A 19,029-nucleotide genomic window follows, 5' to 3' on the forward strand; every position below is an offset into this window, starting at 1 on the left:
GGGAGAAGGGCGTTACTCCGCCTTCGGTACGCCCACCTCATCCAGACCGGCTTGATCCAGGGTCACCGGCGGGGTCGTGATGTTCTCACGCACCCGCCGCGCGGCGTGTTCGCAGCGGCCCGGCAGGCCGAAGAACAGGCCGAAGGCCTCGCTGCGGGCGCGTTCGTCCTCCTGCGCCTGCAAGGGAACCCATTTGGCTGCAGCGTCCGCCTCGGACGCGCGGGCGGCGGCGAGCGTCGCGGGGGTCTGCCGGCCCTGACCGGCGCGAAGCGCGTCGCGGAAGTCCGCCGCCTCCAGTCCCCCCAGACGGATGATTTCGCGATCCAGATCGTCCGCGGTCGTCAGGCTGCGGCCGAGCGCGATATGGCCCTCCACCAGGGCCGCGCACCAGGCCACCAGCGGATAGTCCTGTTCCGGCGCGCCGCGCGGCAGGGGCGTCTCAAAGGCGATGGCCTCGCGCACCCGCAGCGCATCGACGCTCTCTCCGGCATCGCGGGCGGTCACGACCGGGCCGTCATCCTGTTGAGCGAAGGCGGGCGCCGCGGCCCCGGACTGAACGGCGAGGGCCAGGACGAGGAGCGAGGCGGCAAGACGAAGGCGCATGGACGGTCCGTGATCTGTGTTCAGGGGTATCGCCCCACCCAACGCCTGAAGCGTCGCAATGGTTTTTCTGCGGCGCCGATTGCCTGAAAAAAAGGGCGGCGGACCTGATGATCCACCGCCCAGTCATGCTCATGCAGTCATAACCAGTCGGGCCGAAGCCCGTAGGATGCCGGCACGAGGCCGGCATCCCTTCAGTTTCGCTTAGAAGGAGTAGCGGACGCCCAGGTAGGCGCGGCGGGGGGCAACCCACGCGTTTGCCTCCTGGAACCGATAGACGCCGTCGCCGCTGATCAGCTTCATCTCGTCCGTGGCGGACTGTTGGTCCAGCACGTTGAAGACGTCGAGGAAGAACTCGGCTTCACCGATCGGCAGATCCTTCACATACTTAAGGCGCATGTCGAAGGTGGCGTAGGACGGTCCGGTTTCCGAACCGATACCACCTGGCAACAGATAGTATTCCTGCACGCCGCCGAACACCGAGGTAGTCGAGGCTTGCGGGGCGAAGTAACGGCCGCTGACCGACTGAGCTGGCGTGTAGATCGCGCCGCTGTTCCAGTTGAGCACACCAGACATCTGCAGGCCAAAGTCGAAGTCGTACGAACCATAGGCCTTGAACAGATGTTCAATATTGCCCGGTTGCGGTCCGTATGTATTCGGGGCACGCGGATCGAGGAAGATCACATCGCCTTGGAAGTCGGCGTTACCGTCCGAGTTCGTGTTACCTTCAGCATCGTTGTACGTGTACGACAGCTGACCGTTCCAGTTGTCGGTCTTGAACTTCGTCAGAGTGACTTCGAAGCCGGTGTAGTTGCGCTCGCCGCCAGCCAGAGTGCCCAGGATGTAGTTGGCATTGGGAGCACTGGTAAAGCCGAAATACGAGTATGGCAGGTAGAAGGGCGAGCCTGGGAAGGCGACGCCCGAGGCTCTCGGATCGACAGGGTCGCCGTCGATCGCACGGGCGTTCGGATCCGAGAAGATCGCCAGATCGTAGTCCTCGAAGATGTCACGCGTCTGACGACGGGTGGCCGAGACGGTCAGGCCGATGTCGGAGCCGAAGGTCGTCGAGTAACCGATCAGGAACTCGTCGGTATAGGGCGTCTTGGTCGACGGACCGAAGACCGAGTCCGGCACAACGGCGCCGCCGCGGGTACGGAACGTGACCCAGTTGCCGGCGATGTTGATCTGCTCGTCCGTGATCGGGCCGGACAGGTTGCCCGCGAAGTTGGTCATGTCATTGCGGATCGGGTCGTAGTAGCGACCGACGAAGCCGAAGATCTTCGAGCGACCGTCGCCGAACAGGTCGTAGACCACGCTGAGGCGCGGGGCTAGTTCCCACTCGAACGTGAACAGCTTGTCGCCGCCAGAACTGTAGTGCGACCACTCCTCGGCGCGAACGCCGGCGTTCACGGTCAACTGGTTCAACGTCCAGGTGTCCTGGAAGTAGGCGGTCTGGCCCTTGCTCTGCACCGAGTAAGGCGCATTGACCGAGCGCACAGCGCGGTAGGCGTTGACGTTACCGTACGGGTTGCCCGCGGTATTGGTGAATCGATAGGCGTTCACTTCCGCCGTCGTGATCGTGCCGTTGTTGTCGGTGTCCAGCGCAGCGCGCGCGCCGGCATTGGTTGCGGCAGCGGCGATGATCCGCGGCACATCGGTCGAGGCGAACGGACGAGCCGTCCAGCCCGAGGCGGCAGTGGTGTAGTCCAGGAAGGTCGCGCCGGAGTTGGCGAGAGCGATCGAGGTGAAGGTCGCGCCGCCCGGAACCGTCGAGTTGCTCGCGAAGGTGTTTTCCGAGTTGGTGTAGCCCGCCTTGAAGGTGTGCGTGCCCCAGGACGTGTCCAGGAAGTATTCCAGGTTCACACCGAACTCTGCACGATCGCGATGGGTTTCGCTGTTCGAGCCGAAGCCGCCCAGCGAGCGCTGGGCCAGGGTAGAGCCGGCCCCACGGAAGGTCACGTTGTCCCGGACCGATTGATCGGCCGCCAACTGGCTGACTTCGCCTTCGTGCTTGAAGTAGTAGGCGTTGACCAGCAGGTCGTTCCAGGTGCGAGTGTAGTCGAACCGGTAGTTGTCGCCGCCCTGGATTTGGGTGCGGTCTCGATTGTTCAGCACCGTCGGGTTCGAGGAGCCTGAGATTTCCGTCGGGTCGCTGAAGAAGCTGGCGCTCAGCCGATCATCGTCGGTCACCTGCCAGGTGAGCTTGCCGAAATAGAGCTCGGAGTCGTTGGAGACGGAACGGCGAACGGCGCCGGTCGTCGGATCCAGGACTTCGTCTTCACGATGCTTCTTCTGGTACGAACCGAAGAACCACAGGCGATCGCGCAGGAGCGGGCCGCCCAGGGTGACAGCCGAATCGTATGTGCTGAAGCCGCCCGAGGTCCTGTGCTGGTCGTTGGCGACCAGACCATCGTTCTGGAGGTAGTAGTTTAGCGAGCCGTGCCAGTCGTTCGAACCCGACTTGGTGACGACGGTCGAGATCAGGCCGGAACCACCGGCGTACTGAGCGGGAACGCCGCCCACGATGACCTGTTGTTCCTGAATGATTTCAGAGTTGAAGTTCGAACCGAAGGTGCCCGTGGCCGGGTCGGTCACGTCCACGCCGTCCAGGTAGTAGACGTTGTCGGTCGAGGTGCCGATGGTGCCGCCGACGTCCGAATAGTTGACGCCCGAGCGCGACGAGGGGTTGCCGCCGCCCGGCTTCACGCCCGGGATCAGCTGCAGGTACGACTGGTAGCTACGGCCGGTAGGCAGAGATTCCACGACGTCCAGCGTCAGGGTGGTGCCGACGGTGGCCGAGGTCACGTCGATGGCGGCCAGCGAGGTGCCGGTCACGATGATGTCGTCGACGTTGCTGGCGTTCGACGGGCCCGTGCCGCCGATCAGCACGTAGCCGAGCGACAGGTCACGGCCGGTGACGACGGCGACGTTCTGGGCGCTGAAGTCCGAATAGCCCGCAGCCGAGACGGCGACGGTATAGTTGGTGGCGGGGTCCAGGTTAGCGATACGGACGCGGCCGTCGGCGTCGGTCACGCCGGAGCGGCGCACCAGGCTGTCCGGCGAGCTGACCATCACGGTCGCGCCCGACAGGGGGCCGTTGTCACCGGTCACGGCGATACGCAGCGAGCCGGTCTGGCTCTGGGCCAGAGCGGTGGTCGGCGCGACCAGGGCGACCACGGGCAGGGCTGCGAGAGCCGCGAGGGCTACGCCGCCCATCATCGTGGTGGCGAGCATGCGCTGCCGAATGGATTGGATTCTCAAAATCGTTCTCCTGAAACGATGGCGCAGCCCTCCGCCGCACCCACTGGTCATCGCGCAACTCTAGTTGTCGCAGGACTGGTGCGACGATAGGCCCGATGAACTTTGAAGCGCCACCGCTATTACCTCTGTGTAATGTTTCAGCCCCATCAGTGTCGCATTCAGGACACGTTAACTCCGTCCCGACTTCACCTTCAGGTCACCGAACCGAAAGGCCCCCATCATGTTCTCACCCCGCCCTCTAGCCCCGGGCATCTGGGCCGCCCCGCAGATCGCCTTTGAGGATTTGGCCGAGGTCCAGGCGATGGGGGTGCGTCTGGTCATCAACAACCGTCCGGACGGCGAGGAGGCGGGTCAGCCGTCCTCCGCCGAGATGGAAGGCGCGGTCCGGGCGGCGGGGCTGGACTATGTCCACGCGCCCGTGGCGGGCATGCCGGGGCCGGACGCAGTCCGCGCCATGGCCGCTGCGCTGGAGGCCGGCGAACCCGTCTTGATGTATTGTCGATCGGGCACGCGCTCGACGGTGACCTGGGCGCTGGCGATGCGGGCGCTGGATCGGGCCGGGCCGGACGCGTTGCGGGAGGCCGCCGCGAACGCCGGCTACGACCTCAGCCGGCTGCCGCTCTAGGCTCGGGCCCCCTAGCGCTGGCCTCTTTAGCGCTGGATCGCCACCCGGGTCGCGTAGGGAATCGGTTCAGGATCGCCGCAGGACGCGAGTACAAGTTGCGCCGTCATGAGACACAGGATCGCCGCCGCGATGGGCTGGAGCCGATTTGAGACAGTGAAGACGATGCTGCGGGTCACTGGGGACGCTCCGGGAGGGATTTACCTCTCGTTAAGGCAAGGTCTGCGCCGGTTTTCGGAGACCCCGTCGTGATCCCGTTCGTGCGCGCGTTCGACTTCGCCTACGGACGGCGCGATCAGGTCTCGCCGCTGATCCAGCGCGTGATCTGCGACAACCCGGGGCCGTTCACCTTCACGGGGACAGGAACCTACATCGTCGGGCGGCCGGAGGACGGCGCGTCGGTCGCTGTGATCGATCCGGGACCGATCGACGACTCGCACCGGGGGGCCTTGCTGGCCGCGGTCGAAGGCCGGACCGTCAGCCATGTGCTGGTGACCCACACCCACCGCGACCACTCTCCCCTCGCCCGGCCGTTCGCCGATCGGGTCGGGGCGCCGGTGCTGGCCATGCGCCCTCCGGCCCGCCAGACCCATGCGTCAGGGACGCTGGACGAGGAGGAGGATGAGGTGTTCGCGCCCGACACGATCCTGTCAGGCGGCGAAAGGATCGCGGGCGACGGCTGGACGATGGCGGCCCTGGCGACGCCGGGGCACGCCTCCAACCACATGGCCTTCGTGCTGGAGGAGGAGAACGCCCTGTTCTGCGGCGATCACGTCATGGGCTGGTCAACGACTGTGATCGCGCCGCCGGACGGCAACATGTCGGCCTATATGCGCAGCCTGGACGCCGTGATCGCGGCGGGGTTTTCGACCCTGTGGCCGACGCATGGGGCGCCCGTCACCGACGTCGCGCCCTTCCTCGCCGCCTATCGGGCGCACCGGCTGGAGCGCGAGGCCCAGATCCTGACCCGCGCGCGCGCGGGAGACCGGACGATCGCGGCAATGGTGCCGACCCTTTACGCCGCCGTCGATCAGCGGCTGTGGCCGGCGGCGAGCCTGTCCGTGCTGGCCCACCTGATCAAACTGGTCGACGAAGGCCGGCTGACCGTCGACGAGGCCCCGGGGCTCGGCTCGACCTACGGCGCAGCCTGAAGCGCGGCGATCAGCGTGGATGCGATCCGGCAGGTTGCGCCGCCGTCGGTGTGGGCATAGCGCGCCACGACCCGGACGTCGGTGCGATCCGGCCGGATGCGGATGACCGCCTCGTGCCCCATGCCGAACCAGAAGCCGTCGCGAACCCCGCGTGAGCGGAACAGCTGGGATTCGGTGACCGAGAAGCCTGCGGTCTGAAGCGCATCGGTGGCCCGTTCCGGCGCGACCTGGGTCATGACCGCCATTGTTCCCGGACAGGCCTGGGGCGATCCGGTCACGCCCGCCACCGCCGGGGGCTCGGTCAGGTCGGTGGAGACGTCGAGCGGCCCCGCAAGCGCGATGGCTCGGGACTGGACGAAGAAGGCGGCCGAGACGACGGCGCAGACGATCACGATGGCGACGCTGATCAGACCCAGCCTGCGGAACTGCGGCAGGGACAGCACCAGCGACAGGATGGCGAACGCCAGCGCCGCCCATGACACGATCTGGGCGACCTGGATCGCCAGCAGGTCCAGACCGAAGTCCAGTGAGACGATGCCATTGCGCGTCAGCAGAAGCGCGATGAACGTGATCAGCGGAGCCAGCACGGCCAGCCCCATGGCGACCCGCACCTTGGCCATGCCGCCCTTCAATCGCGGTCGCGGGCCTCTGGCCATGGCTCAGCCTCGCTCGGGCGCGACGGCGGTGGGCAGCCGATAGTCTTTCAGCTGCTCTCGCAGGGTCTTCTTGTCGATCTTGCCCGTCGCGCCCAGCGGGATGTCGTCCACGAAGACCACGTCGTCCGGCATCCACCATTTGGCGATCTTGCCGACCAGGAAGTCGAGATGCTCCTGCTTGTCCTGGGCCTCGCCAGGCTTCAGCTTGATGACCAGAACGGGCCGTTCGTCCCATTTGGGGTGGGCCGCGCCGATGACGGCGGCCAGTTCGACCTTGGGGTGGCCGACGGCGATGTTCTCGATCTCGATCGAGGAGATCCACTCGCCGCCCGACTTGATCACGTCCTTGGCCCGGTCGGTGATCTGCATGAAGCCGTGCTCGTCGACGGTCGAAACGTCGCCGGTGTCGAAGAAGCCCTCGTGGTCGAGGATGTCGCCGCCCTCGTCCTTGAAATAGCCCTTGGCGATGGTCGGGCCCTTTATCATCAGGCGGCCGAAGGTTGTACCGTCGTGCGGCATCACCTGACCGGCATAGTTCTTCAGCTTCAACTCGACACCCAGGGGCGGAATACCCTGTTTGACGCGCCACTTCATGCTCTCGTCGTAGGGCAGGGCCTCAAGCTCGGGCGTCAGGTTCGACAGGGTGCCGATGGGAGAGGTCTCGGTCATGCCCCAGCCCTGGACCACATCGACGTCGAACTCATCGTGGAAGGCCCGGATCAGGCTCTCCGGCACGGCCGAGCCGCCGATCAGCACCTTCTTGACCGATGGGATCTTCAGATTGTTCTCGCGCAGGTGGGTCAACAGGCCCTGCCAGACGGTCGGGACGGCGGCCGAGAAGGTGACCTGTTCAGTCTCGATCAGCTCATAGATGGCCGCGCCGTCCATCCGCGCGCCCGGCATGATCAGGCGCGCGCCCGAGGCAGGACCGGCGAAGGCGATGCCCCAGGCGTTGGCGTGGAACATCGGCACGACCGGCAGGATCACTTCTTTCGGCGTCGCGCCGAGGACCGTGGTCTGCATCCCCATCAGGGTGTGGATGAAGTTGGACCGGTGCGAATACAGGACGCCCTTGGGGTTCCCCGTGGTGCCCGAGGTGTAGCAGAGACCGCAGGCTGTCAGTTCGTCGAACCCGCCCCAGACGCACTCATCGGAGACGCCCGACAGCAGTTGCTCGTAGCATTCGGCCTTCGGCAGTTTGGTTGCCGGCATGTGCCATTCGTCGGTCATGACCACGACCCGCTCGACGCTCGGGCAGTGCGGCAGCACCGCTTCCAGCAGCGGCACGAAGGTCAGGTCGACGAAGATGATCCGGTCTTCGGCGTGGTTGATGATGTAGATCAGCTGTTCGGGGAACAGGCGCGGGTTCAGGGTGTGGCACACGGCGCCCATGCCCATGATGCCGTACCAGACCTCCATATGCTTGCCGGTGTTCCAGGCCAGGGTGGCGATCCGGTCGCCCGGCTTCACGCCCCAGTCCTTGAGCACGTTGGACACCTTGCGGGCCCGGCTGTGGATCTCGGCATAGGTCGTGCGGACGATCGGTCCCTCGACCGAACGGGTCACCACTTCACGATGGCCATGCCAGTTCTTGGCATGGTCCAGGATACGGTCGACCGTCAGCGGCCAGTCCTGCATCAAACCGAGCATCGCATTCCCTCATTGCTCCGGCTGGATGCGGAGCTTGCCATCACGCTAGCCGAGGTGACCGGCGATAAGCAACGTGACGCTAGGTCACCCTGAGCCCGGGCTACGAACACCCGTCCAGGCTTTGCCGTTGCACCCGCCCGACTTTTGCCGTCTGTTCCCGCCCCTGAAACACCGTAAGGATGCCCGGTCATGCGTATCGCCCCTCGCACCGCCCTCGCTCTCGCTCTCGCCGCCTTGGTGGCCGTCGCCGCGTGCGACCGATCCCAGGCCCCTGCCGCCGCGGCCCCGACCCCGGCCGACCCTGTGCGCGCGGAAGGCCCGGCGCTTCCGGCCCAGTCGATTGGCGGACTGGCCATCGAGGGCGAAGGCCTGCGCATCTTCGACGCCGCGGGCGCCCCGCGCGCCCTGCCCTTCGAGACGCCCCAGGCCACGGTGATCGCCGCTGTCGCCGCATCGGTCGGCGGTGCGGCGCCGGAGGTCATCACCAACAGCGAATGCGGCGCCGGCCCGGTCCAGTTCGCCCGGTTCGCCAACGGCCTGCAACTGGCCTTCCAGGACAGCAAGTTCGCCGGCTGGACCCTGGACCAGGAGGGCCTCAGCACGGTCGACGGCGTCGAGGTCGGCATGAGCCGCGCGGCTCTCAGCGCCAACCGCACCGTGGAGATGCAAGAGGATTCGACGCTCGGAGCCGAGTTCTCGGCGGGCGACATCAGCGGCTTCTTCGCCTCGACCGCCGCGGACAGCCCGGTCACCAGCATGTATGCCGGACTGACCTGCTTCTTCCGCTAGGTCTCGCGGGCCTCTAGAAGGCCCGCCATGACCATTCTGATCGCGATCACCGGCGGCTCCGGCTCGGGCAAGTCCACTCTGGCCGAGGCCCTGCTGACGTCGCTGCCGCCGGGCGTCGCCGCCCTTATGCGCGAGGACTCCTACTATCGCGACGCCGCGTCCCTGCCCGGCTTCGACGCCGCGACCTTCGACTTCGACGACGTCGCAGCGCGCGATCACGACCTGCTGATCGACGACCTCACCCGGCTGAAGGCGGGCAAGCCGGTCACGGCCCCGGTCTATTCCTTCATCCACCACGGCCGCGAGCCCGACGGCGAGGCGATCCCGGCCGCGGCCGTCGTGATCGTGGAAGGGACTCATGTTCTTTGCACCCCGGCGCTGGCGGACCTGTTCGACATTCGGGTCTTCGTCGACACTCCCGCCGACATCCGTTTCATTCGCCGCCTGCTGCGCGACCAGGCCGAACGCGGGCGCACGGCGCAGTCGGTGATCGACCAGTATCTGAAGACGGTGCGACCCGGGCATGAACGGCTGACCGAGCCCTCGCGGACCCGCGCGGACTTCATCATCGCCGACGCGACGGCGGCCGTTCGCCTTGACGATCCGCAGGCCGTTATCCGGCTGGCGGCGCCAGTTCTGGCCCATCCGCTGCTGGCGCGTCTGAAACCTGTCGAAACCTGACGATATCCTCGCCGATCGTCCCCGGCCGCAGCATATCCGCTATCGCTGACGGCCTTATGCAATCACATGCAGAATTCGAACGGGGCGGCGCGAGTGCGCTGCCGGGCCCGAAAACCGACCCGAGGCGAGACAATATCGTCCGGGAGGCGCGACGCCATTTCATGTCGGAGGGCTATGCGGCGACGCGGATCGAGCCGATCGCCCGGGCGACCTCCGTTTCGACGGCGACGCTATATGGCTACTTCCCGTCCAAGGCCGATCTGTTCGCGGCGGTGATCTCCAGTGCGTCGGACGACTTCTCCGAGCAGATGAAGAGCGTTCGCTGTGACGAGGGCGACGCGCGGACCCGGCTGACCCGGTTCGCCCTCGCCTATGCCGGCTTCATGGGCGATCCGTTCGTACGGTCGGTGTTCCGGCTGGTGATGGCCGAGCGCCCGCGCTTCCGCGACGTGGCCATGGGCTTCTTCGAGCGCGGCCGTCACGACTTCGGGTTGCCGCTGATGGAGGCGCTGACCGCCCTGGCCGCGAGCGGCGACCTGCGCTTCGAAAAGGCCTCCTGGTCCGCCGGTCAGCTCATGGGGATGATCGAGCACCCGGTCTTCTTCGTGCCCCTCGTCACCGGGGACGACGTCCAGGCCGCGCGCAGCCCGCAATCGATCGCCGAGGACGCGGTCGAAACCTTCCTCGCCCGCTACGGCGTCTAGACGTCAGGGCTGAAGCCGCTTCCGCGCCCAGCCGTCGCCGTCACGCGTGAACAGCAGCCGGTCATGCAGGCGGAACGGCCTGTCGCGCCAGAACTCCACCGTCTCCGGGAGCACCCGCCAGCCGGTCCAGCGTTCGGGGCGAGGCACGTCCTGACCCTCGAACCGCTCCGTCTCGCGCGCCACCGCCGCCTCTAGGTCGGCGCGTCTCGCCAGCGGCCGGGACTGGTCCGAGGCCCAGGCCCCGATGCGGCTCTCCCGCGCCCGGCTGGCAAAATAGGCGTCAGCCTCTTCGGTGCTGACCGGCTCCACCGCCCCTCGCACCCGCACCTGACGGCGCAGCGACTTCCAATGGAACAACAGGGCCGCGCGTGGCCTGGCGTCCAACTCGACACCCTTGGCGCTTTGCCGGTTCGAATAGAAGGTAAAGCCGCGCCCATCGACGTCCTTCAGCAATACCATCCGGCTGTCCGGCGCGCCGTCGGTATCGACCGTCGACAGGGCCATGGCGTTGGCGTCGTTAGGCTCATGCCCCCTGGCATCGGTCAGCCATTCTATGAACAGGCCCATCGGCTCCTCACGCTCGAAGACCATCTCGTCGCCGTTGGCGGCCAGGGCGGCGGCATAGTCGCGGGCGTACTCTTCGCGCGTCGGGCTGGGCGGTATGGCGTCGTTGGTCATGCCGCGCCTATAGCAAGGCTTGGGCCGACCTGCACGGTTAACCCGGCATTGACCATGGCGACGGCCTATAGAGCGGATGATCGCGCCCGGCCCCAGTCTGAACGAAGCCTTCGCCGTCCTGGGCCTGCACGGTCCGGCCGAGCAGGCCGCCGTGACGCGCGCCTTCCGCCTCGCGGTCAAGAGCGCCAGACCCGACCAGCCCGGCGGCGACGCCGACCGCTTCCGCCGGGTCATCGCCGCCTATCGCCTGATCCAGTCCGTGGGCCCCGCCCGCGCCGCCCTCGCTGCGCCCGTCCAACGCCCCGTCGCGCTTCCGGTCGTGGGCCTGACCCCGCTGCAGGCCCTCGCAGGCGCCCGCACGATGCTGCGCCTCGGCGACAGACAGCTGCGCGTTCATGCCCCCGCCGGAATGCGGACCGGCGAACATCTTCGACTGAGGGCTGCGGCGCCGGACGGCTCCGACCTCTATCTGCCGGTGCTGATCCGCGCAGCCGACGGTCTCGCCGCCATGGGCGACGACCTCTACATGAGCTGGCCCGTGCCCGAGCGGCTGCTGGCCGACGGCGGCCGTGTCGAGATCGAGACCCATGCCGGGGTTCGCGGCGCCTGGGTCGCGCCCGGCCTGACCGATCCGGTCCGTCTGCGGCTGCGCGGTCTCGGCCTGCCGGCGCGCGGCGCGCGGCCGGAGGGGCATCTGTTCGTGTCGCTGAAGCCGTCCGAGGACGCCCCCTCGGCCGCCGAGGACCTGCTGGCCCGATTCACCCGCGTCTGGACGCCGGACCGCCTGGCGGCCTAAGCGGGAGCCGCGATGTCTCACAACACCTTCGGCCACCTCTTCCGCGTGACGACCTGGGGCGAGAGCCACGGGCCGGCGATCGGCTGCGTCGTGGACGGATGTCCGCCGTTGATTCCGCTCACAGAGACGGACCTCCAACCCTGGCTGGACCGGCGCAAGCCCGGCGGCAGCCGCTTCGTCACCCAGCGCCAGGAGACCGACGTCGCCCGCATCCTGTCCGGCGTCTTCGATGACGGCGCGGGTCAGGTGACCACCGGCGCCCCCATCGCCATCCACATCGACAACGTCGACGCCCGCTCCAGGGACTACGGCGAGATCGCCCGGGCCTATCGCCCCGGCCATGCCGACCTGACCTACCAGACCAAATACGGCGTCCGCGACCATCGCGGTGGCGGTCGCTCCTCCGCGCGCGAGACCGCCAGCCGCGTCGCCGCCGGGGCCGTGGCCCGTCGGGTGCTGGGCGACGGCATCGTTGTCCGCGCCGGGGTCGTTCAGTTGGGTCCTCACAGGATCGCGCCCGAAGCGGTCGATTTCTCGGCCGTTTACGACAATCCCCTTTTCGCCGCCTCGGCCGAGGCCGTGCCGGAGTGGGAAGCCTACCTCGACGGGGTGCGCAAGGCGGGCTCCTCCATCGGGGCCGTCGTGGCGCTCGAGGTCACGGGCGTTCCTGCCGGTTGGGGCGCGCCCCTCTATGGCAAGCTCGACGCCGAACTGGCCGCCGCCATGATGTCGATCAATGCGGTCAAGGGTGTCGAGATCGGCGCGGGCTTTGGCTCAGCCGAGCTGTCGGGCGAGGACAATGCCGACCAGATGCGACTGGGCGAGGACGGCCAGATCGTCTTCGGTTCGAACAACGCGGGCGGCGTGCTGGGCGGCATCTCGACGGGACAGCCCCTGACCGCCCGCGTGGCCTTCAAGCCGACCTCCTCCATCCTCACGCCCCGCCAGACGGTGACCCGCGACGGGCTCGAGATCGATGTCCGCACCAAAGGCCGCCACGACCCCTGCGTCGCCCTGCGCGGCGTTCCGGTGGTCGAGGCCATGGCCGCATGCGTCCTGGCTGACGCCATGCTGAGGCACCGCGCCCAGGTCGGCTAACGGCCTGATCCGGAAGAGGGTGGTGCTGTTTTCCGCAAGAGCGGGCCGCAAAAGAGGGTCATCTTCCGTTCACCCTGTTCGGGCTAGATGCGCGCCATGATCCAGATGCTGTCCCGCACTGCCGCCCTCGCCGCCGTCCTGGCCGGTTCGCTGATGCTGCAGGGCTGTCTGGTCGGCGCCGTGGTCGGCACGGCCGGCGCCATCGTCGGCGGAACGGCCCGGGCCACGGGCGCGGTCGTCGGCGCCGGCGTCGACGCCGTCACCACCTCGGACGAGGAAACCCGCGCTCGCCGCGAGCGCGAACAGCGCGACTACGAGCGTGAGCAGCGCCGCTGCGAACAGCGCCGCGCCAACGGCCAGCGCTGCTGACGGCTGACCGGTGCGGAGGGTCGCAGCCGGCAGGACATCATTCGGCGAGCCAGACTTCGAACTGCTGCGGGGACACGCCGCGGATCGGGACCTCGACGGCGGACACATCTTCGCCGAGACAGCCTTCCAGCACGGTTATTAACGAGCCTGCGCCAACCGCGTCCTCCGGGCGGAAATATCTAAGTTCCGTTCGACCTGGCCCACGACCCAGCAGTTCGTAGGGGGGCACGTCGTAACCCATTGAACGCAGAGATCCCGAACACGCGCGATACATCGCTACCTGGCCTTCAGCGCGGATCTGAAAGTAAATTCGGCCGGGCGAAACGCGATCAGGTGCGGCCGAGGGCGGCGCTGCCGCAGGCGTCTCAATAGCCGCCTGTCCCAGGATTTCAGAAGCCTGGGCAGTCTCGCCGCCGTCGAGGCTCGACCGTGCCTCACGAACGGTCCGCTCAAGGCTCTCGACCTGCGTCATATCCCGGCGTCGTGCAGCGATTTCATGATCCAGTCGGGTAACCTCGGCTTGCAGGCGATCACGAGCCTGGCTCAGACTGATCAGACTGACTGCGAAGCCTCCCAGAATAGCCAGGCCGCCGAGCAGAAACGCGACGCCGATCCAGCGGGACCGGCTTGTCAGGGTCGCAATCTGCGCCGGAGTCAACGGAGGCTGATCGGTCATTCGGCCGCTCTTGCATGAGGCTTTACGATGCCCAGAAGAATGTCACGGCTGGCGTACCAGAGCTGCAGAACTCGGGCCTGGGTCACCGAGATAACCCCGGTCGGCGTCATCAGAAGGAGGAAATTAGTCACGCTGAGCTCTTCCGTAACCGTCCAGTAGATAGCCAGCCCGACCAGAGCGGCGGCTGAAACGACCGTTAGGTAAAGGTAGAAGCTCCGCTCGAGCTTGTTCTGCTTGTCCAGCAGGTTAACGATCGCCACGCGTTGCTTGAATGTGAGCGCCATGGGCTCCGATGCGGAGAGGGACGGCGACGGATCGGTCACGCTTCATTCCACGATAGGCTGTCGGTTCTCGATACCCGGACCGCTTTGGGAACAGGCGGCGGAATGGTCGCCGGCCATCGTGCGCCGACAAATCGGTCTTTGCCCACCCAGGCCAGAGAGACGCAGTCACTCTGGTTTCCACCCAGGATACGGTAGGCGTCCCCGTCTTCGCCGGCGTAGAAGCCAACATGTCCCAGTCCGCTCGACCGGGACTTCCGCCAGAAGACCATTACCGCACCGGCCGTGGGGCCGGTCTTGATACTAAAGCTCTGCCAGGCTCGGGCGGACAGAACATTTGCCGGCGTCGGCTCGCGATCCAGCGTCGATGTTATGCAATGAGCGACGAACAGGCCGCACCACGGTATGTCGTCGCCGGGGTAGTGAACGTCGATGTTCTGGGCCCAGTCCAGAATAGTCGGATTGGAGCCCGTACCCGGCTTCTCCTTCGTTCCGATCAGCCGGCGCGCCTCCTTGAACCAGACCAGACCGTCCTGCTCCAGGTCCTTGCCCGGAACAGCGCTGGGAAGCAGCGCTGCAATCTGATCGGACCCAGCACGCCATCCGGCGTCAAGCCGTGTCTGGTCTGAAACTCTTTGACCGCCGCCGCAGTCTGTCGGCCCCAGACTCCATCCAGAGGCCCTGGCCGGTAGCCAAGGTTCGCCAACGCGGTTTGGACTTCCAGGATTTTCATCATCGCCCCCCAGACTATCTGAAGGACAACCCCACGTAGTGTCAATCCACAAACACCGCCGTTATGCGTGAAGCCTTCAGCGATCAAAGGCCCGGAGCCCCCTGGGGGCCCGATTCGTCCTAGCGCACCCCGATGTATTTGTGCGTCTGGACGCTGAGCCGCCATTTCGGGTGGCGCAGGCAATAGTCCAGGGCCGCCACCGTATTGGCCGCCTGATCCGGTCCGTCCATGGGCTGAAGCCAGAAGCGTTCGAACTCCAGCTCGTCAAACCGCTCTGGCATGGCGAGCGCCTGCGGATAGACCAGTTTCAGCTCCTGGCCCGAGGTCTGGACCACGGGCGCGGCGGCCTTGGGACTGACGCAGATCCAGTCGATGCCGTAGGGCGCAGGCAGGGTGCCATTGGTCTCCACCGCAATATCGAAGCCGCGCGCGTGCAGGGCGGCGATCAGGGGCGAGTCCAGTTGCAGCAGCGGCTCCCCGCCCGTGCAGACGACCAGTTTCGGATCACCCTCGCGGCCGATCCACATCGACGCGACATGATCCGCCAGCGCCAGCGCCGTTCTGAACTTGCCGCCCCCGTCGCCGTCCGTGCCGACGAACTCGGTGTCGCAGAAGGTGCAGACGGCTGTGGCCCGGTCCTGCTCGCGTCCGCTCCACAGATTACAGCCCGCGAAGCGCAGGAAGACCGCCGGCCGCCCCGCCTGACCGCCCTCCCCCTGCACCGTCAGGAAGGTCTCCTTGACCGAATAGGTCATCGCGAGGCCAGCCACTCGCGCCAGCCGGCGGCGCGCAGCGCGCAGGCTGGGCAGTCGCCGCAGCCGTAGCCCCATTCGTGCCGGTGGGTGCGGTCTCCGCGATAGCAGGTGTGGGACTCTTCCACGATCAAATCGATCAGGGCGTCGCCGCCGATCCCGTGCGCCAGTTCCCAGGTCTGGGCCTTGGTCAGATCCATCAGCGGCGTCTCGATCGGCGACGGCTTGTCGAGGCCCAGGGTCAGCGCCCGCTCCATGGCGTTGATCGTGTCGCGTCGACAGTCGGGATAGCCTGAGAAGTCCGTCTCGCACATGCCGCCCACCAGAACTGCCAGCCCGCGCCGGTCCGCCAGCGCAGCGGCGCAGGTCAGGAACACCAGATTGCGCCCCGGCACGAAGGTGTTTGGCAGGCCCCGCGCGCCGCTCTCGATGGCGCGATCCGTGGTCATGGCCGTCTCGCCGATGGCGCCGAAGCCGGTCAGGTCGACGACATGGTCCGGCCCCAGCCGGTCCGCGAACCTGGGCAGGACCTCCATCATGCCCTCGCGCACCTTCAGCCGCGCGGCCATCTCGACCGCGTGCCGCTGGCCATAGTCGAAGCCGACCGTCTCGACCCGCTCGTAGCGTTCCAGCGCCCAGGCCAGACAGGTGGCGCTGTCCTGCCCGCCCGAGAACAGGACCAGGGCGTCGTGGGCGGTGTCGGTGATTTGGGCTTCGGTCATGACGGGCCTGCGGTCGGCCCAAAGGCCGCGCGCATCAGTTGGTGGGCAGGAATGGAAGGGTTGCCCGCCTTCTACACGCAACCGGGCGATCCGGCAAAAGCACTACCGCATAACTGGCGAAACGGACTGTTTTTGGACTTAACCCTTTTGCAAACGGTTATCCCGCATTGTCCACCGGTATCAGGGAGTTTCGGCCAGTATGCCGACGATCGAAGTTCTGACGGAACGCGCCGAGCCCGTGCTGCCGACGACCTTGGCAGCCGAGATCTTTGCACGCTTCCAGCGCGAGCCGGACACGCTCGTCATCCCCGTCGTCGAGAACGACCGCCCGGTCGGTCTGATCGAACGCAACGCCTTCCTCCTCAAGATCGCCGGTCCCTTTGGCCACGCCCTCTACGCCAATCGCCCCGTCTCCCATGCCATGGATCCGGAGCCGGCCGTCGTCGACGCCGGTGTCCGCATCGACGCCTTCTGCGACATCCTGATCAAGAGCGGCCAGGGCGCCCTGATGCGCGGGTTTATTGTCACGCGCGGCGGTCGCTACCGCGGCGTGGGCACGGCTGTCTCACTGCTTCAGGCCGTCAACGCGCAACAGCGCAGCCAGAATGCCGAACTGGCGGAACAGTCCCGCGCCCTGACCGACAGCCGTACCCAGGCCCTCGCCTCGGCCCGCGCCAAGAGCCAGTTCCTGGCCATCATGAGCCACGAACTGCGCACGCCTTTGAACGGCGTCCTCGCGGTCGCCGAACTATTGCGTCGCCAGCCGCTCAATGCGGCGGCCCAGGCCCACGTCCAGACGATCGTCGATTCCTCCGAGACGCTTCTGCGCATCCTTCAGGACGCGCTGGACCTCTCGCGCGCCGAGGCCGGCGAGCTGGAGATGAACCCTGTTCCGACCCCGCTGCGCGCCCTGGTGGACGACATCGAACAGATGTGGGCCCCGCGCGCGTCCCAGGACGCCGTCCGCCTGATGGTCGGCTATGAGGGCGACACAGAACTCTGTGCCGACATCGACGGCGTGCGCCTGAAACAGGTGTTCAACAACCTCATCGGCAACGCCCTGAAGTTCGCCCGCAACGGGGTGGTCGAGGCCAGCCTCAAGGCGTGGTCCGAGAACGGCCAGGTCCGCATGGAGGCCCGCGTCCGCGACGACGGTCCCGGCGTCGACGCCGACCGTGTCGACGCCATCTTCGAACCCTTCGTACACGGCTCCGGCCCCGACGGCGCGGGCCTCGGCCTGTCGATCTGCCGCCAGATCGTCGACCGAATGGACGGCCGCATCTGGGCCGAGAACAACGCCGGTCGTGGCGCCACCTTCGCCTTCGACGTCTTCGCGCCACTGTCGGCCCCGGTGGAGAATGAAGCCACCAATGTCTCGGCTCTCGCCGACCTGGAACTGCAGTCCAATCCGCACATCCTGATCGTCGACGACAACGCCACCAACCGCGTGGTCGCCCAGGCCCTGTGCGAGATGTTCGGCTGCTCGTCCGAAACCGCCGAGGACGGCGTCGAGGCGCTCGAGGCCGTCCAGGCACGACCGTTCGACCTGATCCTGATGGACATCAAGATGCCGCGCATGGATGGCGTCCAGGCGACCAAGGCCATCCGCGCCCTGCCCGGCCCGGAGCGCGACATCCCCATCGTCGCCCTGACCGCCAACGCCGACCCGGACGACGCCAAACACTATCTCTCGATCGGCATGGCCGCCGTGGTCGAGAAGCCGATCAAGCCGGAACGCCTGCGCATGGCCATGAACGCCGCCCTGTCTGAACCCGCAGAGGTCGAGGTCGCCGCCACGCCAGCCCGCAAGGGCCGCGCGGCCTGAGGGCCATCCCGATTGAACCCCGGCGAGGCCAGACCGGGGTGCAGGCGGCGCATAAGTCGATCAGACGACACAGTCCATTAACGGTTGCAGGCTCTATTGGGGCGCGACAGACTGCCATTCAACGCCTGCATCTTTCGGTTCAGCGCTGGACTGCCCCGGTCCTGTCGAAAGCACCAGAACGATGGGATGCGTCGCCGACAATCCAACTGCGGAAGACATTCTTTCGCCGATGCGAGAGATCGTAGTCGCCGCCGACGTCTTGACCAAGGCCCTGGACCGTCGATTGCGATGTGCCGACGGCAACGGGATTGGCTATTTCGGACTGCGCTTCATTTCCGATGCTGGCAGAAGCGGCCTCTCACAGATCGACCTGTCGCGGCTGGCCAGCATCTCACCCTCCGTCATCACCAAGCTGGTCGATGCTTCGGAGAAGTCCGGCATCGTTGTGCGCATCGCTCATCCGACAGATCGCCGTGTAAACATGATCACTTTGACAATGTTAGAGCGAACCCTGATCGATCAAATCGTCGCTGATCTGATGAACGAAACAGACTACTGCCTTCTGGCGGGCGGACAGCACGAATATCTCAAGACTCAGCTCTTGGCCCTGAAACAATCTCACGTGTCATTTCCCTAACGCTAAATTCTATTAAAATTTGCTCACTATGAATAGATCGTGAGTCGACATGATTGTGTCCAAAAAATATTAAATCTATCCAATTGATTCTCAAATCTATCGTTCTGTCGAATACGATTTTACGTGCCGACGTTTTTTTACTTAAGATGAATGCCAAACCCTTATATCTTGCGATGCCTCATGGAATTTTCCACTTGGCGAGTAAGGTTCTGAAATTGTGTTCTACCTTAACGCTGACGACTTTACGCCTGAACTGCGGGAGCTGGACCGTATGGCTTCGAGGCCCGAGAGGCTGCAGCCAGCGCATCTGAACGACTTCTCCCCCGAGGAATGGGCCGTAGTCCTGAT

The 19,029-nt window shown here is 66.2% G+C and carries 22 protein-coding genes; 10 read left to right on the forward strand and 12 right to left on the reverse strand.

Features of this window, described 5'->3' with window-relative positions; all coding sequences use genetic code 11:
• Positions 1–12: 12 nt before the first annotated feature.
• Both ACP7AU_RS14250 and ACP7AU_RS14255 read right to left on the reverse strand, forming a co-directional pair.
• Positions 13–603, reverse strand: a complete 591-nt coding sequence (locus ACP7AU_RS14250; RefSeq protein ID WP_426039631.1) for a hypothetical protein — start codon at positions 601–603, stop codon at positions 13–15.
• 201 nt (positions 604–804) lie between these two features.
• Complete coding sequence (locus ACP7AU_RS14255) at positions 805–3,861, reverse strand: TonB-dependent receptor (protein WP_426051828.1); 3,057 nt, start codon at positions 3,859–3,861, stop codon at positions 805–807.
• A gap of 220 nt (positions 3,862–4,081) precedes the next feature.
• On the opposite strand from ACP7AU_RS14255, the gene ACP7AU_RS14260 reads away from it, so the two are divergent.
• Positions 4,082–4,486, forward strand: coding sequence for a TIGR01244 family sulfur transferase (locus ACP7AU_RS14260; protein ID WP_426039629.1), 405 nt, complete (start codon positions 4,082–4,084; stop codon positions 4,484–4,486).
• 26 nt (positions 4,487–4,512) lie between these two features.
• Here ACP7AU_RS14260 and ACP7AU_RS14265 read toward each other — a convergent pair whose 3' ends face one another.
• Positions 4,513–4,662: a hypothetical protein gene (locus ACP7AU_RS14265; protein ID WP_303696988.1), complete on the reverse strand. Its 150-nt coding sequence runs from the start codon at positions 4,660–4,662 to the stop codon at positions 4,513–4,515.
• Between the two features lie 69 nt (positions 4,663–4,731).
• Here ACP7AU_RS14265 and ACP7AU_RS14270 point away from each other — a divergent pair, with 69 nt between their 5' ends.
• Positions 4,732–5,634, forward strand: coding sequence for an MBL fold metallo-hydrolase (locus tag ACP7AU_RS14270; RefSeq protein ID WP_426039628.1), 903 nt, complete (start codon positions 4,732–4,734; stop codon positions 5,632–5,634).
• Here ACP7AU_RS14270 and ACP7AU_RS14275 read toward each other — a convergent pair.
• The gene (locus ACP7AU_RS14275) at positions 5,619–6,290 is read right to left on the reverse strand and encodes a hypothetical protein (protein ID WP_426039627.1); all 672 of its coding nucleotides are present in this window, start codon (positions 6,288–6,290) and stop codon (positions 5,619–5,621) included. The genes ACP7AU_RS14270 and ACP7AU_RS14275 overlap by 16 nt on opposite strands.
• A 3-nt stretch (positions 6,291–6,293) precedes the next feature.
• Positions 6,294–7,940, reverse strand: coding sequence for a long-chain-fatty-acid--CoA ligase (locus ACP7AU_RS14280; RefSeq protein ID WP_426039626.1), 1,647 nt, complete (start codon positions 7,938–7,940; stop codon positions 6,294–6,296).
• A gap of 189 nt (positions 7,941–8,129) precedes the next feature.
• Here ACP7AU_RS14280 and ACP7AU_RS14285 point away from each other — a divergent pair, with 189 nt between their 5' ends.
• From ACP7AU_RS14285 to ACP7AU_RS14295, 3 genes are read left to right on the forward strand one after another with little or no spacing between them, the layout of a single operon-like run.
• Positions 8,130–8,729, forward strand: coding sequence for a hypothetical protein (locus ACP7AU_RS14285; protein ID WP_426051829.1), 600 nt, complete (start codon positions 8,130–8,132; stop codon positions 8,727–8,729).
• 27 nt (positions 8,730–8,756) lie between these two features.
• Positions 8,757–9,410 carry a uridine kinase gene (gene udk, locus ACP7AU_RS14290; protein WP_426039624.1) on the forward strand — a complete coding sequence of 218 codons (654 nt, stop codon included), beginning with the start codon at positions 8,757–8,759 and terminating at the stop codon, positions 9,408–9,410.
• Between the two features lie 56 nt (positions 9,411–9,466).
• Positions 9,467–10,114, forward strand: coding sequence for a TetR/AcrR family transcriptional regulator C-terminal domain-containing protein (locus ACP7AU_RS14295; protein ID WP_426039623.1), 648 nt, complete (start codon positions 9,467–9,469; stop codon positions 10,112–10,114).
• A gap of 3 nt (positions 10,115–10,117) precedes the next feature.
• On the opposite strand, the gene pdxH is transcribed toward ACP7AU_RS14295, so the two are convergent.
• On the reverse strand, positions 10,118–10,792 hold the full coding sequence (gene pdxH / locus ACP7AU_RS14300) for a pyridoxamine 5'-phosphate oxidase (protein WP_426051830.1): 675 nt from the start codon (positions 10,790–10,792) through the stop codon (positions 10,118–10,120).
• Positions 10,793–10,868: 76 nt separating this feature from the next.
• Between pdxH and ACP7AU_RS14305 the strand changes: the two genes are divergently transcribed.
• The 3 genes from ACP7AU_RS14305 (at position 10,869) to ACP7AU_RS14315 (ending at position 13,055) form a co-directional block, all read left to right on the forward strand.
• Positions 10,869–11,588, forward strand: coding sequence for a DnaJ C-terminal domain-containing protein (locus ACP7AU_RS14305; protein WP_426039621.1), 720 nt, complete (start codon positions 10,869–10,871; stop codon positions 11,586–11,588).
• 12 nt (positions 11,589–11,600) lie between these two features.
• Positions 11,601–12,686 (forward strand): chorismate synthase, encoded by a 1,086-nt coding sequence (gene aroC, locus ACP7AU_RS14310; protein WP_426051831.1) that lies wholly within the window; start codon positions 11,601–11,603, stop codon positions 12,684–12,686.
• A gap of 96 nt (positions 12,687–12,782) precedes the next feature.
• Positions 12,783–13,055, forward strand: coding sequence for a hypothetical protein (locus ACP7AU_RS14315; protein ID WP_426039619.1), 273 nt, complete (start codon positions 12,783–12,785; stop codon positions 13,053–13,055).
• 37 nt (positions 13,056–13,092) lie between these two features.
• Here the strand turns inward: ACP7AU_RS14315 and ACP7AU_RS14320 are convergent, their stop codons facing one another.
• The 6 genes from ACP7AU_RS14320 to queC are packed head-to-tail and all read right to left on the reverse strand — an operon-like array spanning position 13,093 to position 16,219.
• Complete coding sequence (locus tag ACP7AU_RS14320; RefSeq protein ID WP_426051832.1) at positions 13,093–13,731, reverse strand: hypothetical protein; 639 nt, start codon at positions 13,729–13,731, stop codon at positions 13,093–13,095.
• Positions 13,728–14,054 carry a hypothetical protein gene (locus ACP7AU_RS14325; protein ID WP_426051833.1) on the reverse strand — a complete coding sequence of 109 codons (327 nt, stop codon included), beginning with the start codon at positions 14,052–14,054 and terminating at the stop codon, positions 13,728–13,730. Before ACP7AU_RS14325 ends, ACP7AU_RS14320 begins: the two co-directional genes overlap by 4 nt.
• A complete protein-coding gene (locus ACP7AU_RS14330; RefSeq protein WP_426051840.1) occupies positions 14,051–14,593 on the reverse strand; it encodes a TIGR02594 family protein in 543 nt (180 codons plus the stop codon). Before ACP7AU_RS14330 ends, ACP7AU_RS14325 begins: the two co-directional genes overlap by 4 nt.
• Positions 14,509–14,910 (reverse strand): peptidoglycan-binding domain-containing protein, encoded by a 402-nt coding sequence (locus ACP7AU_RS14335; RefSeq protein WP_426051834.1) that lies wholly within the window; start codon positions 14,908–14,910, stop codon positions 14,509–14,511. The genes ACP7AU_RS14330 and ACP7AU_RS14335 overlap by 85 nt, the downstream gene beginning before the upstream one ends.
• Positions 14,865–15,500, reverse strand: coding sequence for a 7-carboxy-7-deazaguanine synthase (gene queE, locus ACP7AU_RS14340; protein ID WP_426039648.1), 636 nt, complete (start codon positions 15,498–15,500; stop codon positions 14,865–14,867). The genes ACP7AU_RS14335 and queE overlap by 46 nt, the downstream gene beginning before the upstream one ends.
• A complete protein-coding gene (gene queC, locus ACP7AU_RS14345) occupies positions 15,497–16,219 on the reverse strand; it encodes a 7-cyano-7-deazaguanine synthase QueC (RefSeq protein ID WP_426051835.1) in 723 nt (240 codons plus the stop codon). Before queC ends, queE begins: the two co-directional genes overlap by 4 nt.
• Positions 16,220–16,418: 199 nt before the next feature.
• Between queC and ACP7AU_RS14350 the strand changes: the two genes are divergently transcribed.
• Both ACP7AU_RS14350 and ACP7AU_RS14355 read left to right on the forward strand, forming a co-directional pair.
• The gene (locus tag ACP7AU_RS14350) at positions 16,419–18,044 is read left to right on the forward strand and encodes a response regulator (RefSeq protein WP_426051836.1); all 1,626 of its coding nucleotides are present in this window, start codon (positions 16,419–16,421) and stop codon (positions 18,042–18,044) included.
• Between the two features lie 181 nt (positions 18,045–18,225).
• Positions 18,226–18,681, forward strand: a complete 456-nt coding sequence (locus tag ACP7AU_RS14355; RefSeq protein ID WP_426051837.1) for a MarR family winged helix-turn-helix transcriptional regulator — start codon at positions 18,226–18,228, stop codon at positions 18,679–18,681.
• Positions 18,682–19,029 lie beyond the last annotated feature (348 nt).

Origin of the sequence: Brevundimonas sp. SL161, assembly GCF_049896985.1 — a bacterium.
Lineage (GTDB): Bacteria > Pseudomonadota > Alphaproteobacteria > Caulobacterales > Caulobacteraceae > Brevundimonas.

Bases quoted from the DNA above. Each gene is read 5' to 3' on its own strand.
- ACP7AU_RS14250 (WP_426039631.1), bottom strand. From the start codon at position 603: ATGCGCCTTCGTCTTGCCGCCTCGCTCCTCGTCCTGGCCCTCGCCGTT.
- ACP7AU_RS14260 (WP_426039629.1), top strand. From the start codon at position 4,082: ATGTTCTCACCCCGCCCTCTAGCCCCGGGCATCTGGGCCGCCCCGCAG.
- ACP7AU_RS14275 (WP_426039627.1), bottom strand. From the start codon at position 6,290: ATGGCCAGAGGCCCGCGACCGCGATTGAAGGGCGGCATGGCCAAGGTG.
- ACP7AU_RS14280 (WP_426039626.1), bottom strand. From the start codon at position 7,940: ATGCTCGGTTTGATGCAGGACTGGCCGCTGACGGTCGACCGTATCCTG.
- ACP7AU_RS14285 (WP_426051829.1), top strand. From the start codon at position 8,130: ATGCGTATCGCCCCTCGCACCGCCCTCGCTCTCGCTCTCGCCGCCTTG.
- udk (WP_426039624.1), top strand. From the start codon at position 8,757: ATGACCATTCTGATCGCGATCACCGGCGGCTCCGGCTCGGGCAAGTCC.
- ACP7AU_RS14295 (WP_426039623.1), top strand. From the start codon at position 9,467: ATGCAATCACATGCAGAATTCGAACGGGGCGGCGCGAGTGCGCTGCCG.
- pdxH (WP_426051830.1), bottom strand. From the start codon at position 10,792: ATGACCAACGACGCCATACCGCCCAGCCCGACGCGCGAAGAGTACGCC.
- ACP7AU_RS14305 (WP_426039621.1), top strand. From the start codon at position 10,869: ATGATCGCGCCCGGCCCCAGTCTGAACGAAGCCTTCGCCGTCCTGGGC.
- aroC (WP_426051831.1), top strand. From the start codon at position 11,601: ATGTCTCACAACACCTTCGGCCACCTCTTCCGCGTGACGACCTGGGGC.
- ACP7AU_RS14315 (WP_426039619.1), top strand. From the start codon at position 12,783: ATGATCCAGATGCTGTCCCGCACTGCCGCCCTCGCCGCCGTCCTGGCC.
- ACP7AU_RS14320 (WP_426051832.1), bottom strand. From the start codon at position 13,731: ATGACCGATCAGCCTCCGTTGACTCCGGCGCAGATTGCGACCCTGACA.
- ACP7AU_RS14335 (WP_426051834.1), bottom strand. From the start codon at position 14,910: ATGGCGGCTCAGCGTCCAGACGCACAAATACATCGGGGTGCGCTAGGA.
- queE (WP_426039648.1), bottom strand. From the start codon at position 15,500: ATGACCTATTCGGTCAAGGAGACCTTCCTGACGGTGCAGGGGGAGGGC.
- queC (WP_426051835.1), bottom strand. From the start codon at position 16,219: ATGACCGAAGCCCAAATCACCGACACCGCCCACGACGCCCTGGTCCTG.
- ACP7AU_RS14350 (WP_426051836.1), top strand. From the start codon at position 16,419: ATGCCGACGATCGAAGTTCTGACGGAACGCGCCGAGCCCGTGCTGCCG.
- ACP7AU_RS14355 (WP_426051837.1), top strand. From the start codon at position 18,226: ATGGGATGCGTCGCCGACAATCCAACTGCGGAAGACATTCTTTCGCCG.